Origin of the sequence: Thiohalocapsa halophila (assembly GCF_016583825.1) — a bacterium.
Taxonomy (GTDB): domain Bacteria; phylum Pseudomonadota; class Gammaproteobacteria; order Chromatiales; family Chromatiaceae; genus Thiohalocapsa; species Thiohalocapsa halophila.
The window spans coordinates 17,938-34,809 of record NZ_NRRV01000005.1; the positions used below are offsets into that span (position 1 = coordinate 17,938).

Below are 16,872 nucleotides of genomic sequence, written 5' to 3' on the forward strand. Positions count from 1 at the left end.
GGTCAGGCCGTTTCGCCTTCCATCAGCAGCGGGGCTACACGGGGAAGGTTATCAAAAAAGCCACGCTTTACGCCGAAATGTGTACTAATGCAATTACTGTCTGTGTAGTTGAAACTATACAGGTGCCCTGGCAGCTTCACGCTCCTTGGATCTCCGCGCACGATGTGGCTGTAGCACAATTGCTCAAACACCGGGGATGTGTACATCAAATCGGGATTGTCCAGGATCCAATTGTCGATCTTTTGAAGGTCGATCAAGTCGCGCGGAAAGCACAGCAGACCTGAGTTGAGCGTTTCACGCGGTTTTGATCCATAGTCGGTGACACCGCCCGATCTACCCAATGGGCGAAAAGCCTCTACGCTGTATAGAGCGCGAGCGTCATTGGTGTCGCCAATCCAGTCCGCGATCAGCGTTGGAGGCTTGAAGAACAACACGTCCACATCGAGGATCATCACTTTGCTCGCCTGCGCCAGCAAGTGAAAATCCAGTAGGATCAAAGACCAAAGAAACATATTATAACTGTTGCCTCGATGGTCTGACGTGGGAACCTCAGTGAAACGGTATTCCATCGCGCCCGCCAAGCCATCCAGCTTGGGACGGATCATGCGATCTGCTTCATCGCGCCCCAGGATTCGCACACCCGGAAGGTGCGCGCGAAGCTCGTCTTGGTCTCCTTTTGATAGTGAACCGTCGTCATGAAGCACTACATTCACGGGGAAGCCGAGTTGGTACAGCAAACTCTTTACCGACCACAAAGCCATCCCGATATGGCGGGCGCCGAGCAGGCAGTGGACCTCGAAGTCCAGCGGTGAGCCTCCGGCAGGAAGAGGTTTTGTCTGCCGGCTCAGGCGATCATAGTGGGCCCGTAGCGATGCGGTGTTCCGGCTGTCCAGATCCTGCGAGAGACGCCAAGGTAGCACCCGCTCGAGACGCAAGCCGACACGTAGTGGTAGGGGCAGTGGCTCTTGCAAGACGAGGTCTCCGGTGCAGTGAAGAGAAACACCCAAACGGGCAAAATGTTGGAAGCCGCGGCCAGTGTTGGCGCGCAACTAGACGCGGGAGCTTGCGCCACCTTCGCCGCTGGGAGCCAGCTAACGGGAGAAGCCCCCATCACAAGCTAGACCTTAAACAGAGTCTGCTGGCTAGAAGCCGCTCGTCCTCTTTTCGCCCTTGTCTGCTCCACGGCCCTCGGGTCGGGAACGGGACCAGCGCGGAAGAAGTCGAGCTCAGTCCCGAGAGGCTCGCGCCGCATTCAGTGTGCTGCGTTCCGCTCGTCCAATCTGTACCGTGAAGCCTGCGTCTGCAATAGTGCCCGGACTCGCGATCATTACCGCTCTGCGACGCGCCGGCTACCGCCGCTACCGGCCGCGAGCGTCACCCTTCCCCGAACGCCCGCACACTCTCAACGACCCGTTCGATGTCGTTGTCCGTCAGTCCCTGATGGATGGGCAAACAGAGTGTCTGCTGCGCTGCCGCTTCACAGCCGGGCAAGGTCTCGTTTGTCGACCCGTAAGCTTTCACCCAGTGCAGAGGGAAGTATCGAAACGTCGTGTAGATCGAGCGTTCGCGAAGAAATCGCGCCAAGGCGTCTCGGGTGGCTGGCTCCATTTGTATCCAGTAGAAATAGTACGACGACGTACAGTCGTCAGGTAATGCCGGCGGCAAGGTCAGCCATGGCAAGTGCCCTAAGGCTTCGTCATACGCCTTGTGAACCTCCTCACGCCGCTCCAGGAAGCGGGGCAGTTTTTCCAACTGCACTAGGCCAATGGCTGATGCGACGTCATTAGTGATCGACCGTCGGCCGAAGACTTCGACATCGAACTCCCACCACCGTCGATCAACGCCGCTCGAAAAGCCGCTCCCGGATGTGAGGCCAAGATAGTTGATGGACGCAGCCCGCTCGGCAAGCTCACGGTCTCGAAGATAGAGCATCCCTCCGTCACCGGTCACAAGAATCTTCATTGCATCGAAGGACCAGATGCCGATATCGCCGAAGGTGCCGCACGCTCGACCTCGGTACCGGGACGCAACACTGCAGGCACTATCCTCGATTAATGCTACTCCTTGGTCACTCAGGAGAGTCAGAATACCGTCCATATCGGCAGGATACCCGCCATAATGGATGATAACGACTGCTTTGGTGCGGGGCGTTATTTTTCGCTCGATGGTGGCCGCCGTGGCATTCAAGGTCCGAGGATCGACGTCGCAGAAAGCGATCTCTGCACCAGCTGCACGGACTGCGTTTCCTGCGCCGACGAAGCTAATGCTGGGCATGATCACTTCGTCGCCAGGTCCAACCTCCAGCAACTGCATCGCACTGAATAAGCCTTCTGTACAGCTGTTGATGCTTCTTACTTGTCCATGTGGCACATCCAGATGCTTTGCGAAAGCTTCCTCGAATGCATCTGTTTTTGGCCCCTTGCCAATCCAGTTGGACAGGAACACCTCGCGCACTGCGGCCAATTCTTCATCACGGAGCTCAGGCTGGAATATGTTAATGTTCATGGTGGCCACCGATTGTTGACCTTTGGCTCATCTCAAAAAGACCTCGCGCAAGTGCTGTGGGATATGCCCCTGTAGCAGGATCGCTATTGGCCGCTTTTGCGCGTCCCTGTTGCTTTGTGATACATAGCGCGAGGCAAAGAGCACGAGTCGGCATAGCCCCTGGCTCAGCAATAGCAACACGCGGCGTGATTAACGGACGACGACTTTGCAGTCATTTTTGATTGATTTGCCGAATGGGTATCGCGGGCTGAGTCGGAAGCGTGGTTGAGAGCAGTACCTCATGTCCAAGATGCGACGGCATAGCTTGCCAGCCGTAACGCTCGCCGTAACCGTTAGAACTGATCCCTTGCAAGATGCTGCCACAGTGGGAGGACATTGTCGATTGAGACTTTTATGGGGCAGCAATCAAGCGTGCGGTCGACTGCCGCCTGAGGTCGTGATCGAGGTTTTGGTGCTCTGTCGTTAGCCCCAAGAAGTCCCAAGGCCGAGGAGTGGGTTGGCACGAAGCAGCGGTGCGCACTCGAGCGCACGGCGACGGCAGACAAAGGAAAGTCAGTGGAAATCGAATTAACCGATGCGCAGAGCGTCCACATTCTGGAAGCCTCGCGGCAGCAAAGCACCCCGGCGGCCGCGATCTCCTAAATAACGATGCAGATCATGGACCTTAAGGGTCAGTGTCCTCCTGCCCGCAAGCACGCACAGGTTCGCTTCATCTGGCAGCACAACCACAGCCGTAAGCCGTTCCTCCTGCGCTTGCACCCGCGCTGACGGGATGCCGATGATCTTGTTGCCTTTACCGCGGGCGAGCTGAGGCAGATCGCTGACAGGAAAAGCCAGCAGGTGCCCGTTGCTGGTTGCCGCAACCACGAGATCGGCGACGCTGCCGGGCACGGGGACGGGTGTGAGTACCCTTGCGCTTGCGGGCAATGTCAGCACCGCCTTGCCGCTCTTGGGCTTGGCGAACAGATCAGAGAGGGTACAAATGAAGCCATAGCCGGCGTCGGATGCCAGCAGCCAGCGATCGTCCGGCTCGCCGCCGAGGACGGCGACGAAGCTGGCGCCTGATGGCGGCTCCAGGCGGCCGGTGAGTGGCTCGCCCTGCCCCCGGGCGGATGGCAGGGTATGCGCCGGCAGCGAGTAGGCGCGGCCGGTGGAGTCCAGAAAGACCGCGAGCTGATTGCTGCGCAGTTTCGCGGCGCTCAGGAAGGCGTCGCCGGACTTGTACGCAAGCGCGGTGGGGTCGATGTCATGACCCTTGGCTTGGCGCACCCAGCCCTTTGTCGAGAGGATGACGGTAACCGGCTCGCTCGGGCTCAGCTCGGTGTCGTTCAGGGCCTGGGCGCCTGCGCGCTCCACCAGGGGCGAGCGGCGGTCGTCGCCGTAGGTCTCGGCGTCCTGTTCGATCTCCTCGATGATGAGATCGCGCAGCTTGTCGGCGTCGCCGAGGGTAGCCTGTAGCTCGTCGCGCTCCGCCAGCAGGGATTCCTGCTCGCCGCGGATCTTGATCTCTTCCAGCCGCGCGAGCTGGCGCAGCCGGGTGTTCAGCACGTATTCGGCCTGGGCGTCGGACAGCTCGAAGCGCTCCATCAGCACCGGCTTGGGCTCGTCCTCGGTGCGGATGATGCGGATGACCTCGTCGATGTTGAGGAAGGCGATGAGCAGGCCTTCCAACAGGTGCAAGCGCTCCAGCACCTTGTCCAGGCGGTGCTGGAGACGCCGGCGGACGGTGGCGCGCCGGTAGTCCAGCCATTCGCTCAGGATCTCCCGCAGGTTCATGACCCGCGGGCGCCCGTCCATGGCGATCATGTTGAGGTTCACCCGGTAGCCCTTCTCCAGGTCCGTGGTGGCGAACAGGTGGGACATGAGCCGCGGCACGTCGACGCGGTTGGAGCGCGGCACGATGACGAAGCGCGTCGGGCACTCGTGGTCCGACTCATCGCGCAGGTCCTCGATCATCGGCAGCTTCTTGGCCTGCATCTGTGCCGCGATCTGCTCCATGATCCGATTGCCGGACACCTGATACGGCAGCGCCGTAATGACGATCTCGCCCTGCTCCAGGGTCCAGTGGGCACGCTGCTTGATGCCACCCTGGCCCGTCTCGTAGAGGCGCTTGAGCTCCTGTGCCGGGGTGATGATCTCCCCGGCGGTAGGCAGGTCGGGGCCGGGCACGTGACGCATCAGGTCCGCGATATCGGCATCCGGATGCCGCAGCAGATGGACGCAGGCCCGGGCCACTTCGCGCAGGTTGTGCGACGGGATGTCGGTGGCCATGCCGACGGCGATGCCGGCGGCGCCGTTCAGCAGCAGGTTCGGCAGCCGCGCCGGCAGGAGCTTGGGCTCATCCAGGGTGCCGTCGAAGTTGGGCTGCCAGTCGACGGTGCCCTGCCCTACCTCCGCCAACAGGACCTCGGAGTAACGGGCCAGCCGCGCTTCGGTGTAGCGCATGGCCGCGAAGGACTTGGGGTCGTCCGCGGAGCCCCAGTTGCCCTGACCGTCGATCAGCGGATAGCGGTAGCTGAAGGACTGGGCCATCAGCACCATGGCTTCGTAGCAGGCCGAGTCCCCGTGCGGGTGGAACTTGCCCAGCACGTCGCCGACGGTGCGCGCGGATTTCTTGAATTTGGCCGTCGCGGACAGGCCGAGATCGGACATGGCGTAGAGGATGCGCCGCTGCACCGGCTTCAGCCCGTCCCCGACATGCGGCAGCGCACGGTCGAGGATGACGTACATGGAATAGTCCAGGTACGCGCGCTCGCTGAAGAGGTGCAGCGGCAGGCGCTCCAGCCCCTCCGGATTGGGTGTGGTGAGGTCGCTCATGTGCGCCTAGCTTGGCCGGCCGGGGGTCGACCGGGATGCTGCGGTGGCCTGTTGGCCGGATGGAGAGTGGGCTCGGCCGGCGTAGGCTTTGCTTTCCTGGCTTGGATCATGGGCTCAAGCGGCGGGATGGTCGATTCGTATCGAAATGCGCCCATGGCCCGGGGCCCCCTTGGTGGACTGCGCTTCGCTTGTCCACCCTACAGATTCGGCCGGCCGAGTGGGGGGCGTCGTGATCAACGTCTCTTTGCACACGGCGGTAGCAATAGCCAGTGTGCGCTGCTCTGACCCAAGTTTCGGAGGGGAGCCGCCCGGGGTGCCTCGGTCAGTGGGCGCCGGCGCCGCGCAGTGATGCCTCCACCATCATCCACATGACGTGGAGAATCAGCCAGGTGTAGGCGCCGGCGACCAAGTCGTCCACCATGATGCCGGCGCCGCCCTGGAAGCGGCTGGAAATAGCCTCGGTGGGCCAGGGCTTGTAGATGTCGAAGGCACGGAAGAGCGCGAACCCGGCGATGACCCACATGATGCCGGCCGGGGCGGCGATCATCGCGACCAGGAAGCCCACGACTTCGTCCCAGACGATGGCGGATGGATCATCGGCGCCCAGCTCGTCGGCCACCGTGCCCACGGCCCAGAGGCCCGCCGCGAACAGGCCGGCGACCACGAGCACATAGACCGCCACCGGCAGCATGGACAGCACGAGATAGAGCACCACGCCCACCAGGGTGCCGACGGTGCCCGGCGCTTTGGGCGCAAGCCCGGCGCCGCCGGCGAAGGCGAGTAGGTGCTTGGGATCGGAGGGGTTCATGTTCGGTGCAGTGGCTTCGGCGGATGTGCTCATCTAAGACTCCTTATCCGACATCAATGATCAGGATCAAGAAAAAGATTCGTTAGGTCGGTGATTGTCGCACAGCAGCACAGTGCTTGCGCTGTACATCGCCGGGCGAGGGCTTCGCACTTCTGTCGGTTTTGAGAAGAGGCAGTGCGCTTCGCGCTTTCTGCAACGGGCCATAGCCGAAAAGGTCCGATTAAACAATTGCTTGTAGCTGTGCTCGACGATCTTGGCGCGCACTGCGACCATCTGCGCTCTGGAAGCCGTCGCGGCCAGAGGCCGCTTCCACAGGAAGCCGTCACGGCCGGAGGCCGCTCCCACGGTTCCCGGCTAGCTGAAGTGGTCGTAGCCTTGGTCGGGCCCCGTCCAGACGCTGCCGTCGGCGCGCACACAGCGCAGGCCGCTGCCGGCCTCGATCTCGCCGATGGTGGTGAGCGGACAGCCGGCCGCCGCCGCCAGCACCGGCAGCTGCCCGGCGGCCGTGCGCGGCAGGGTGAAGCACAGCTCGTAGTCGTCGCCCGAGCTGAGCGGCAGGGACCAGTCGCCGTGCTCGGCCACCGCCGCCGCGACTTGATCCGCCAGCGGCAGGCGCTCCAGCTCGACGCGGGCGGCACAGCCACTCGCCGCCAGCACATGCCCGAGATCCGCCAGTAGGCCGTCCGAGAGGTCGATGGCCGATGTCGCCAGATCCCGCAGGACCTCGCCGAGGGCGACCCGCGGCGTCGGGCGCTCCAGCCGGCGGCGCAGATAGTCGTCGACCGGCTCGCCCGCCAACAAGTGCTTCAGCGCCAGACCGGCATCGCCGATGGCGCCGCTGACGCAGATGAGATCCGAGGGCCTCGCACCGCTGCGGCGCAGCATGTGCTCGCTGGGCACCAGCCCATGGGCCTGCACCGTGACGGTGAGCGGCCCGCGGGTGACGTCGCCGCCCACCAGGCGCACGTCCTCCGCCGCCGCCAGCTCGCCGAAGCCGCGGGCGAAGGCGGCGAGCCAGGCCTCGTCCGCATCCGGCAAGGTGATTGCCAGTGTCGCCCAGGCCGGCTCCGCACCGACGGCGGCGAGGTCGCTCAGGTTCACGGCCAGGGCCTTCCAGCCCAGGGCGGCCGGGTCGCAGTCCGGCAGGAAGTGGACACCGGCCACCAGGGTGTCGATGCCAACGGCCAGCTCGCGGCCCGCCGGCACGTGCAACACCGCGCAGTCATCACCGACATCCAGGAGCACGTCGTCGCGGCCCGCGCCGAGGCCGGTGAGATGGCGGCGGATCAGATCGAATTCGGACACGATGGGGCTGGCTCCCGCGGGGACGGTGCTGATGCTCGCTGGTACCGAGCGCTCACCGCCCGCCGGCGGCAGGCGCCTGGCTGCGCGCTTGGCGAGCGAGCTTGTCGAGCACGCCGTTGACGTAGCGGTGGCCCTCTGTGGCCCCGAACTCCTTGGCCAGGTTCACGGCCTCGTTGATGATCACGCCCACCGGCAGCTGCGGCGAGTACAGCAGCTCGAAGGCGCCGATGCGCAGAATGTTGCGCTCCACCGGGTCGAGGCTGGTGACGGAGCGATCCAGATACGGGCGCAGGGCGTCGTCGATGGCGTCCGCGTGCTCGGCGGCGCCGCGCACCAGCTCGCTGAAGAGCTGGGGGTTGTAGCGCACCGGGGTCAGGGTGTCGGCATCGGCGTCGACGGGCTCGCCGAGCAGGTCCTCGGCGACGGCGGCGGCCCAGGCGGGATCATCCAGGAAGTAGCGCACCACTTCGGCCGGGGCCTGCGCGCTCAGCTGCCACTGGTAGAGTGCCAGCAGCGCGTAGCGCCGGGCTTCGCTGCGGGGTCCGGCCATCAGTCGAGCTGCCGCAGCAGATCGGCCATTTCCAGCGCCGACATGGCCGCTTCGGCGCCCTTGTTGCCGGCCTTGGTGCCGGCGCGCTCGATGGCCTGCTCGATGGTGTCCACCGTGAGCACGCCGAAGGCGACGGGCACCGCGTGCTTGAGGCTCACCTGGGCGATGCCTTTGACGCATTCGCCGGCGACGTGCTCGAAGTGCGGCGTACCGCCGCGGATGACCGCGCCCAAGGCGATGATGGCGTCATAGCCGCCCTTGGCGGCGATGCGCTCGATTGTCACCGGCATCTCGAAGGCGCCGGGGACGCGCACGATGCGCAGGTTGGCCTCATCGGCGCCGTGGCGGATCAGGGTGTCGATGGCGCCCTTCTCCAGGCTCTCGACGATATAGCTGTTCCAGCGCGATACCACCAGGCAAAAGCGGCCCTGGTCTGCGCGGAGCACGCCTTCGACGGTCTTGATCATGGTTTGTCACCGAAATTGATTGCTGTTTGGCGCGATGGGGACGGCGGCCCCACGGTTCCGCTTGCGGATCGCGGCGGGACACCGCTCCCACGGCCGGATGCTGGTCCGTCGCGGCGAGAGGCCGCTCCAGGGGCGTCAGCTGCCGACGTACTCGACGACTTCCAGGTCGAAGCCGGAGATGCCATGCATCGCCTTGGGGGCGCTCATCACCCGCATCTTGCGCACCCCCAGGTCGGCGAGGATCTGCGCACCGATGCCGTAGGTGCGAAGCTCGCTGCGATCCGTGCGCAGTCGGGGTGCCTGGTCTTCCTGCTCCAAATTACAGAGCTGGCGCACCTTGCTCAGCACGTCGTCCGAGCGGTCGCGGTTGCGCAGCACGACGATGACGCCCTCGCCTGCCTCGGAGATCTGCTGCATCACATCCCGCAGCGGCCAACCGCAGGCGGGATGATAGGCCCCGAAGAGGTCGCACAAGGTGTTCTGGAGATGCACGCGGACCAGCGTCGGGCGCTCCGGCGAGACCTCACCCAGCGCCAACGCCAGGTGCACCTCGCCCTCGATGGTGTCACGGTAGGCGGTAACGCGGAAGTTGCCCAGCTCCGTGGGCAGATCGCAGCGCTCCTCGCGCACCACGGCCTTTTCGTTGGCGACGCGGTAGTGGATCAAATCCGCGATGGTGCCGATCTTCAGCCCATGGTCGGCAGCGAACGCCTCGAGGTCGGCCCGCCGCGCCATGGTCCCGTCCTCGTTCAGCACCTCGACGATCACCGCCGCGGGCTCGAAGCCGGCGAGCCGCGCCAGGTCGCAGCCCGCCTCGGTGTGGCCGGCGCGCACCAGCACCCCGCCCGGCTGCGCCATCAGCGGAAAGACATGACCCGGCTGCACCAGGTCCGTGGCCTTGGCGTCCGGTGCCACCGCGGCGCGAATGGTCTGCGCCCGGTCGGCGGCGGAGATACCCGTGGTGACGCCGCGCGCAGCCTCGATGGACACGGTAAAGGCCGTGGAGTGCGGCGCGTTGTTGGCGTTCACCATCAGCGGCAAGTGCAGGCGCTCGCACCTGGCCTTGGTGAGGGTCAGGCAAATCAGCCCCCGGCCGTACTTGGCCATGAAGTTGATGGACTCGGGGGTGATGCAGTCCGCGGCGATGAGCAAGTCGCCCTCGTTCTCGCGGTCCTCGTCATCCATGATGACCACCATCCGGCCCGCACGCAGGTCACTGATGATCTCTTCGGTGGAGTTCAGCGGGGTCGCGGTGGGGGACATCTCTAGGCGAGTGGGCGCACGTTGGCGGGGAACTGCGAAACAGCCCTACAACTTAACATAGCGGTCGGGGGCCGTCACTTGGCGAAATGGTCATCCTGGAAACAGGATTTCAGTCAGTTGGCGAAGCCGTGGCGGCGCAGGAAGTCCATGGTGATGGATTCGGTGCCGGCCTCGGCCGCGTGGTCGCCGAGCAGCAGCCGCTCCAGGTAGCGCGCGAGGAGGTCCACCTCCAGATTCACCCGTGTACCGACACGGTAATCGCCGATGATGGTCTCCTGATACGTATGGGGCACGATGTTCAAGTCGAACACGGCGCCGACCACCCGATTGACCGTCAGGCTGATGCCGTCCACGCAGATGGAGCCCTTGTGGGCGATGTACCGCGCCAATTCCCCCGGCGCATGGATCTGAAGCCGCCAGGAACGGGCGTCTTCGCGCAGATCCAGCACCTGCCCCACGCCGTCCACATGGCCGCTGACGAGGTGGCCGCCCAGCGGCGTGGCCAGCGTCAGCGCGGTCTCGAGGTTGACGCGGGCGCCGCTGCCGAGACCGCCCAGGGTAGTGTGGTCCAGGGTCTCGCGCGAGACGTCGGCGGCGAAGCGATCGCCGTTGCGCTCCACCGCCGTCAGGCAGACGCCGTTGACGGCGATGCTGTCGCCCGGACTCACCCGACCCAGGTCGAGCTTGCCGGCGCGTACGCTGAGGCGCATGTCGCCGCCTGCGGGGGCGATGCGCTCGATCTCGCCGACGGCTTGGATGAGACCTGTGAACATGGATAGGCGAGGCCTTGGTATAAGCCGGGATGGCGTTGGCTGGCAGGCGCGGTGCGCGTTCGAGCGTCAATCGACCTGCAGAAAATCGGCGCCCGCCGGGCGCTCGAAGCGGAACATGGAGTACTGGAGCTGCGGGTTGCGGTCCACGTCCGTGAAAATGAACCGGGTCAGCTGCCCGAAGCGGTCTTCCATCAGCAGCGTATCCAGCTCGCCGTCGACGAAGCCGATCTGCAGCTTGACCACGTCCGTGTCCTGGGTCTTGGGGATCAGCTCCGCCCAGGTGCGGCGGTCGTCACGCTCCAGATTGCTGATGTCGAAGTACTTCTCCGGCGGCTCACGGCTCGCCAGCAGCTGCGCCGGGGTGCCGTCCAGGATCTGCTTCTGGCTGCGGTGGGTGACCTGATTCAGCTCCGTGTCGTGCATATAGACGCGCTTGCCGTCGGCGACGATGCGCTGGGTGCTCGGATCCTCGTACTCCCACAGAAAGCGGTTCGGCCGCAGCAGGTAGAAGGTGCCGGTGGCCTCCAGCGCGGCACCGCCGTCCGCCGGAATGGTGATCTGCCGGAAATCCGCTTGCAGGCTGTTCAGGCCGCGCAGGTAGTCGGTGACCTCCTCGACACCGTCGGCAACGGCGCCGGCGGCCGGTGCAGCGGCGAAGGCGGTGAGCAACAAGGCGTGGCTCAACAGCGCGCCGGCGCGCCGGCGCCAGTGCGAGATCGGGTACAGCATGAATGACGACAAATGATCAGCCCTCCACGGGCGCGGGTGCTAGGACTTCGCGGTTACCATTGGTCTCCGCCGGGGCGACGATACCGATACGCTCCATCTCTTCGACCATCCGTGCCGCCCGGTTGTAACCGATCTTGAGCTTGCGCTGCACGCCGGAGATGGATGCACGGCGGCTCTCGACGACGTACTGCACCGCCTCGTCGAACAGCGGGTCCTGGTCTTCGACATCGCCGCCGCCCTTTGGCTCCGGGTCGATGCCGGGCAAATGCTCGCCGGGCTCCTGCAGAATGGTGTCAATATACTCCGGCTCGCCCTGCTGCTTCAGGAAATCCACCACCCGGTGCACCTCGTGGTCGTCCACGAACGCGCCATGCACGCGCTGCGGAATACTGCCGCCGGGCGGCAGGTAGAGCATGTCGCCGTGCCCGAGCAGGTGCTCCGCGCCCATCTGGTCCAGCACTGTCCGCGAGTCGACCCTTGCGGACACCTTGAAGGCCATGCGCGTGGGGATGTTGGCCTTGATCAGGCCCGTCAGCACGTCCACCGACGGGCGCTGGGTGGCCAGCAGCAGGTGGACGCCGGAGGCGCGCGCCTTCTGCGCCAGCCGGGCGATGAGCTCCTCCACCTTCTTGCCCACCACCATCATCATATCGGCGAGCTCGTCGATGATGACGACGATGTAGGGCAGCTTGGTGAGCGTCGGAATCTCGGGCTGGCCGTGCGCGTCGAAGCTGGCCTGCTCGTCGTCGGCGAGCTTGTAGAGCGGGTCCAGGATGGGCGTGCCGGCGTCGATAGCGTCCTCCACCTTGCGGTTGTAGCCGGCGATGTTGCGCACGCCCAGCGCCGCCATGAGCTTGTAGCGCCGCTCCATCTCGCCGACGCACCAGCGCAGCGCGTTGGCGGCTTCTTTCATGTCCGTCACGACCGGGGTGAGCAAGTGCGGGATGCCCTCGTAGACGGAGAGCTCCAGCATCTTCGGGTCCACCATGATGAGGCGCACGTCCTCGGCGCTCGACTTGTAGACCAGGCTCAGGATCATGGCGTTGATGGCGACCGACTTGCCCGAGCCCGTGGTGCCGGCGATGAGCGCATGCGGCATGCGCGCGAGGTCCGCCACCACCGGCGCACCGGCGATGTCCGTGCCCATGCCGATGGTCAGCGGCGACTTGGCGTCCCGGTACGCCCGGGAGCCGAGGGTCTCGCTGAGATACACCATCTCGCGCTGGTCGTTCGGCACCTCCAGCCCGATGACGGACTTGCCCGGGATGACCTCCACCACCCGCACGCTCACCTTCGACAGCGCCCGGGCGATGTCTTTGGCGAGGCCGGTGATCTTGCTCACCTTCACGCCCGGGGCCAGCTCCAGCTCGAACAGCGCCACCACCGGGCCCGGATGCACGGCCACCACCTCGGCGACGACGCCGAACTCCGCGAGCCGCGCCTCCAGGTCCCGGGACATGGTCTCCAGCTGCTCGGGGCTGACGGCGCGCTGACTCTTGCGCGGGGGCTCCAGCAGCTCCAGCGGCGGCTGATCCCCCGCACTCCCGGCGAGCCGCGGCAGGGGCAGCTGGCGCTCGTCGGCAGTGGGCTTGCTGCGCTTGCGCTTCGCCGGGGCGGGCGGGTCCGCCGGCGGCTCGACCGGGGCAAATGGGGCCACCTGCGCGGCCCCAGCCGGCGTGGGTGCCGGCTCCGGTGCGTCACCGTAAAACCTGGACAGGTCGGTCAAGGCGTCTTCGTCCAGCTCGGACTCGGGCGCCGGCCGCGGTGTCTGCGCGGCTCGCGCCGGTGCCGGTGGCGCCTGCGGCGGCGCCGCACCCGCCGCTGGCGGCTCGGCATCGGCGGCGTACGCGCCGGCGTCCGCGTCGGCCTCATCCAGCGGCGCCTGCGCTCTGTGCAGGCGCGGCAGCGACAGGCGCAGACCCCAGAGGGCGCGCAACCCCTGCACCGGCAGCCGGAACAGTGCCAGCGTCAAAGCCCCCACGGCATCCACAACCTGTAGCGGACTGATGCCGGTGGTGAGCAGAAAGCCGACCAGGAACACCGCAGTCAGCGCCAAGGGGCTGCCGGCGGAGCCGAAAGCCAGCATGGCGTAATCCCTGACCAACAGCCCCAAGCCGCCGCCGATGCCGTTCGGTAGCTCCGCCATCAGGTGCGAGCCGTAGATACTCGCCAGTGCGGCGCCCGCCGTGAGCAGCAGCAGAAAGCCCACCCAGCGCAGCACGAGCCAATAGAGCTTGGTTTCGGGCTCCGGCGCGCGCTGGCGGAAGACGAGGTAGGCGCTCCAGGCCACCATCAAGGGCAGCAGATACGCCAACACACCGAACAGGAAAAGCGCGAGGTCCGCGAAGATGGCGCCGAAGCGCCCGCCGGCATTGGTCACCGTCTCGCTGGCGCCGACGAAGGACCAGCCCGGGTCCTGCGGGGAATAGCTCGCCAGGGCTACCACCAGATACAAGGCCGCACAGATCAGGGTCCACATGGCGCCCTCGCGCCAAGCGCGGTCCAGATAGTCTGCGAGCGTCAGTTGGCCTGCGCGAGTAGCCTGGCTCACGAAACACACCTCTGTGACAAAATGATTAGGGTGATTATATCCTTATCGTGGCTTCTTCGCGTGGTTTCCCGCACAGCGCACTCGACGCGCGACGATCAGGCATCAAAGACCTCGCCGCTCGAGCATCAATCCCGCGCTTGCACGCTCTCGCCGCCGGCGCCGAGCGCCTCGGCTGCCATTGTGCACAAGTGCTCGGCTGCCGCCTCGCCCGCGGCGCGGTGACCGTCCGCATTCCAATGGCCCAGCCCGGGCCGGCCGCCGGGAAAGCCGTGCAACAGGACGCCGTCGCGCTCGGCCCGCGCCGACAGCAGCGCCGGCAGGTTCAGCACGGCCAGCTCGTGCCGCGCGGCCGCGTCCAGCAGTCGGCGCACCGGATAGCCCAGGTCCGCCACGCCGAGCGCGGCGGCGAAGCGTGCCGGCACACGAGGGTCCGGATGCACCTGCACTCCGGTGCCGATGAGCATGAGCAGCGGGGTTGCGCCGGCGGCCCGGACCTCCTTGGCGAAGGCCGCGAGCATGGCCTCGGTGGCCTGCCAGGCCTCGCGCCAGGCGCTGCTATCCGGGGGGCCGTAGATGGCGTTGTCGACGCCCGGCTCCTGCGGGGCGGTCGCCGCGTCCTCGCTCGGGGCTGCGCGATCCGCCGCGACGGGCGCAGCGGTCAGGGCGCGCAAGCGCCCGGCGTCGCGTGCCTGCACCACCAGCTGGGCGACGCGCGAGCGCTCCAGCAGCCATTGCCGGGTCTGCCCGAGGGCCGAGGTCGCCGCCTGGTAAGCGGGGTTGCGCCGAAAGCCGTCGTCCAGCACCAGCTCGCCGCCCTCTGCTGCGGGCGGCCGAAAATAGGGGCGCAGCGGCTCCGCATCCAATGCCGGGTGATTCTCACTCAGGTCATTGCCGATGAAAAAGGCGAGCACCACCACATCCGGATCGAAGCGCCGGGCATGGGCGCGCCACGTCAGCAGCGACTGCGCCGTGCTGTAGCCGCTCACGGCGAAGTTGAGCGCCGCCACCGGCGGCGTGAGTGCGCAGTCTTCGGCCCCGGCCCCAAGGCGGGCGGCCATCACCCGCCACCAGGTCTGCGCGAGGGGCACCTGCACCGCTTCGGTGAAGGAGTCACCGAGCACGGCGATGCGCAGGGTGCCCGCCGGCTTGGGCGGGGCGTGGTCGTCATCACGAAAGCCGAGCGCGTTGGTGCGCACCAGTGCCTCGCCCTCGAAGCGCTGCCAGGCCTGCACCTGCGGCGGCGGCCGCCAGCCGAGCACCGGGTCCGGGCGCTTGGCGACAGCCCAATAATAGGACTGACCGGCGGCGCGCAGCAGCCCCTCGGCCAGCAGCAGCGCCGTCACCAAGGCGGCGAGCAGCAGGCCCAGGCTGCCGAGCCAGGCGCGCTTTCTGGACATGACGGCGGGTAGCAGGTTGACGGGCAGCAAGAGACGGAGCCAAGGCCGCCGGGGCGCAAGCGTCGGCACGCCCCCGGCGCGACGGCGCAGTATACCGGCGTCGGGCAGGTTGCTCAGGCGCAATCACCGCAGGAGAGTCGCAGACGCCGGCCGCGCAGTGTCCTCAGGCTCGCCGCGGGGCTGGCCGCGGGCGGCTTTACCGGCCCCCCGGCGGCGCGTAGCATCTTGGTTTTTCACTGCGGGGCTGTCGTGCTGTCGGTGTCGGACAGCCAAGCGATCCCCGCCTGGAGACAGATCATGAGCGAGACCAAACACTGCCGATTGCTGATCCTCGGCTCCGGCCCCGCCGGCTATTCCGCCGCCGTGTATGCGGCCCGTGCCAACCTGAGCCCGGTGCTGGTCACCGGCCTGGAGCAGGGCGGCCAGCTGATGACCACCACCGATGTGGACAATTGGCCCGGCGATGCGGACGGCGTGCTGGGCCCGGACCTGATGGAGCGCATGCGCAAGCATGCGGAGCGCTTCGAGACCGAGCTGATCCTGGATCAGATCAGCGCCGTCGACCTCGCCAAGCGCCCCTTCGAGCTCACCGGCGACAGCGCCACCTACACCTGCGATGCGCTGATCATCGCCACCGGCGCCAGCGCCAAATACCTGGGCCTGCAATCGGAGCAGGCCTTTATGGGCCGCGGCGTGTCCGCCTGTGCGACCTGCGACGGCTTCTTCTACCGCGGCCAAAAGGTGGCCGTCATCGGCGGCGGCAACACCGCTGTGGAAGAGGCGCTGTACCTGTCGAACATCGCCTCCGAAGTGACCCTGGTGCACCGCCGCGATGCGCTGCGTGCCGAGAAGATCCTGCAGCAGAAGCTGTTCGACAAGGCCGAGAACGGCAACGTGCGTCTAGCCTGGAATCAGGTGCTGGACGAGGTGCTCGGCGACCAGTCCGGGGTCACCGGCATCCGCATCAAGAACGTCCAGGACGACACCACCGAAGAGCTGGAGCTGCACGGCGTGTTCATCGCCATCGGCCACCAGCCGAACACCCAGATCTTCGAAGGCCAGCTCGACATGGCAGGCGGGTACATCAAGGTCAACAGCGGCACCGAAGGCAATGCCACCGCGACCTCCATACCCGGCGTGTTCGCCGCCGGCGACGTCATGGACCATGTCTACCGCCAAGCCGTGACCTCCGCCGGTACCGGCTGCATGGCGGCGCTGGATGCCGAGAAGTACCTGGACCTGGTGGCCCAAAAGGCATGAGCCCGCGGGGCGGAGCGCACTCAAAGGCTCCGCCCGCGCTGTGCACGGCACCACCCGTATGAACCGCCGCAATTTTCCGACCATTGCGCTGGCGGTGTCGGTACCCCTGTTGCTGATCGTCGTCTTTGGCGGCGGCCCGACGCCCGTCGAGACGCGCGTGCCGCTGCTGGCTCTGCTGCTGGTCAGCGAGCTTGGCCTGATCATCAACGCAGTCGGCGCCTACTTCGGCATCGCCATGGTGCGCGAGCGCCCGCGCCCGCGCGGTGCCGTGCTGCGGCTGGCCGCGAGCCTGCTGCTGGCGCTGAGCTTCGGCGCCAACCTGCTCGCCTACTGGCCTGGCTGACACATTGCCGACACCGACACCAGCGGCTGGCGACGCCTTTCCGATCCCGCTGCCTGCCCATACCCTCGGGGCTTTCTAGGCAAGCCTGGCCGGGCAGCTGAGAC

At 66.3% G+C, this 16,872-nt stretch carries 14 protein-coding genes; 2 read left to right on the plus strand and 12 right to left on the minus strand.

The window, feature by feature from the left end:
- Positions 1-2 precede the first annotated feature (2 nt).
- The 12 genes from CKO31_RS03245 to CKO31_RS03300 form a co-directional block, all read right to left on the minus strand.
- Positions 3-971, minus strand: coding sequence for a hypothetical protein (locus tag CKO31_RS03245; protein ID WP_200234044.1), 969 nt, complete (start codon positions 969-971; stop codon positions 3-5).
- 403 nt (positions 972-1,374) lie between these two features.
- Positions 1,375-2,505, minus strand: coding sequence for a DegT/DnrJ/EryC1/StrS family aminotransferase (locus CKO31_RS03250; RefSeq protein WP_200234046.1), 1,131 nt, complete (start codon positions 2,503-2,505; stop codon positions 1,375-1,377).
- A 567-nt stretch (positions 2,506-3,072) separates the two neighbouring features.
- Positions 3,073-5,322, minus strand: a complete 2,250-nt coding sequence (gene parC, locus CKO31_RS03255; protein ID WP_200234048.1) for a DNA topoisomerase IV subunit A — start codon at positions 5,320-5,322, stop codon at positions 3,073-3,075.
- Positions 5,323-5,644: 322 nt separating this feature from the next.
- Entirely contained in the window at positions 5,645-6,163 is a 519-nt protein-coding gene (locus tag CKO31_RS03260) for a phosphatidylglycerophosphatase A family protein (protein ID WP_242475116.1), read from the minus strand.
- Positions 6,164-6,484: 321 nt separating this feature from the next.
- Positions 6,485-7,435: a thiamine-phosphate kinase gene (gene thiL, locus CKO31_RS03265; RefSeq protein WP_200234049.1), complete on the minus strand. Its 951-nt coding sequence runs from the start codon at positions 7,433-7,435 to the stop codon at positions 6,485-6,487.
- Between the two features lie 52 nt (positions 7,436-7,487).
- The gene (gene nusB, locus CKO31_RS03270) at positions 7,488-7,985 is read right to left on the minus strand and encodes a transcription antitermination factor NusB (protein ID WP_200234050.1); all 498 of its coding nucleotides are present in this window, start codon (positions 7,983-7,985) and stop codon (positions 7,488-7,490) included.
- Entirely contained in the window at positions 7,985-8,452 is a 468-nt protein-coding gene (gene ribH / locus CKO31_RS03275) for a 6,7-dimethyl-8-ribityllumazine synthase (protein WP_200234051.1), read from the minus strand. Before ribH ends, nusB begins: the two co-directional genes overlap by 1 nt.
- A gap of 135 nt (positions 8,453-8,587) precedes the next feature.
- Positions 8,588-9,715, minus strand: coding sequence for a bifunctional 3,4-dihydroxy-2-butanone-4-phosphate synthase/GTP cyclohydrolase II (gene ribBA, locus CKO31_RS03280; RefSeq protein ID WP_200234052.1), 1,128 nt, complete (start codon positions 9,713-9,715; stop codon positions 8,588-8,590).
- A 113-nt stretch (positions 9,716-9,828) separates the two neighbouring features.
- Positions 9,829-10,488, minus strand: coding sequence for a riboflavin synthase (locus CKO31_RS03285; RefSeq protein ID WP_200234053.1), 660 nt, complete (start codon positions 10,486-10,488; stop codon positions 9,829-9,831).
- A 66-nt stretch (positions 10,489-10,554) separates the two neighbouring features.
- Complete coding sequence (gene lolA, locus CKO31_RS03290; RefSeq protein WP_242475117.1) at positions 10,555-11,229, minus strand: outer membrane lipoprotein periplasmic chaperone LolA; 675 nt, start codon at positions 11,227-11,229, stop codon at positions 10,555-10,557.
- A 4-nt stretch (positions 11,230-11,233) separates the two neighbouring features.
- A complete protein-coding gene (locus CKO31_RS03295; RefSeq protein WP_200234054.1) occupies positions 11,234-13,768 on the minus strand; it encodes a DNA translocase FtsK in 2,535 nt (844 codons plus the stop codon).
- Positions 13,769-13,893: 125 nt separating this feature from the next.
- The gene (locus CKO31_RS03300; RefSeq protein ID WP_200234055.1) at positions 13,894-15,165 is read right to left on the minus strand and encodes an SGNH/GDSL hydrolase family protein; all 1,272 of its coding nucleotides are present in this window, start codon (positions 15,163-15,165) and stop codon (positions 13,894-13,896) included.
- A gap of 297 nt (positions 15,166-15,462) precedes the next feature.
- Between CKO31_RS03300 and trxB the strand changes: the two genes are divergently transcribed.
- Positions 15,463-16,425: a thioredoxin-disulfide reductase gene (trxB, locus tag CKO31_RS03305; RefSeq protein ID WP_200234057.1), complete on the plus strand. Its 963-nt coding sequence runs from the start codon at positions 15,463-15,465 to the stop codon at positions 16,423-16,425.
- A 58-nt stretch (positions 16,426-16,483) separates the two neighbouring features.
- On the plus strand, positions 16,484-16,768 hold the full coding sequence (locus tag CKO31_RS03310) for a hypothetical protein (RefSeq protein ID WP_200234059.1): 285 nt from the start codon (positions 16,484-16,486) through the stop codon (positions 16,766-16,768).
- Positions 16,769-16,872 lie beyond the last annotated feature (104 nt).

Bases quoted from the DNA above. Each gene is read 5' to 3' on its own strand.
- CKO31_RS03300 (WP_200234055.1), bottom strand. From the start codon at position 15,165: ATGTCCAGAAAGCGCGCCTGGCTCGGCAGCCTGGGCCTGCTGCTCGCC.
- CKO31_RS03285 (WP_200234053.1), bottom strand. From the start codon at position 10,488: ATGTTCACAGGTCTCATCCAAGCCGTCGGCGAGATCGAGCGCATCGCC.
- nusB (WP_200234050.1), bottom strand. From the start codon at position 7,985: ATGGCCGGACCCCGCAGCGAAGCCCGGCGCTACGCGCTGCTGGCACTC.
- ribBA (WP_200234052.1), bottom strand. From the start codon at position 9,715: ATGTCCCCCACCGCGACCCCGCTGAACTCCACCGAAGAGATCATCAGT.
- parC (WP_200234048.1), bottom strand. From the start codon at position 5,322: ATGAGCGACCTCACCACACCCAATCCGGAGGGGCTGGAGCGCCTGCCG.
- CKO31_RS03250 (WP_200234046.1), bottom strand. From the start codon at position 2,505: ATGAACATTAACATATTCCAGCCTGAGCTCCGTGATGAAGAATTGGCC.
- ribH (WP_200234051.1), bottom strand. From the start codon at position 8,452: ATGATCAAGACCGTCGAAGGCGTGCTCCGCGCAGACCAGGGCCGCTTT.
- trxB (WP_200234057.1), top strand. From the start codon at position 15,463: ATGAGCGAGACCAAACACTGCCGATTGCTGATCCTCGGCTCCGGCCCC.
- CKO31_RS03260 (WP_242475116.1), bottom strand. From the start codon at position 6,163: ATGAGCACATCCGCCGAAGCCACTGCACCGAACATGAACCCCTCCGAT.
- CKO31_RS03310 (WP_200234059.1), top strand. From the start codon at position 16,484: ATGAACCGCCGCAATTTTCCGACCATTGCGCTGGCGGTGTCGGTACCC.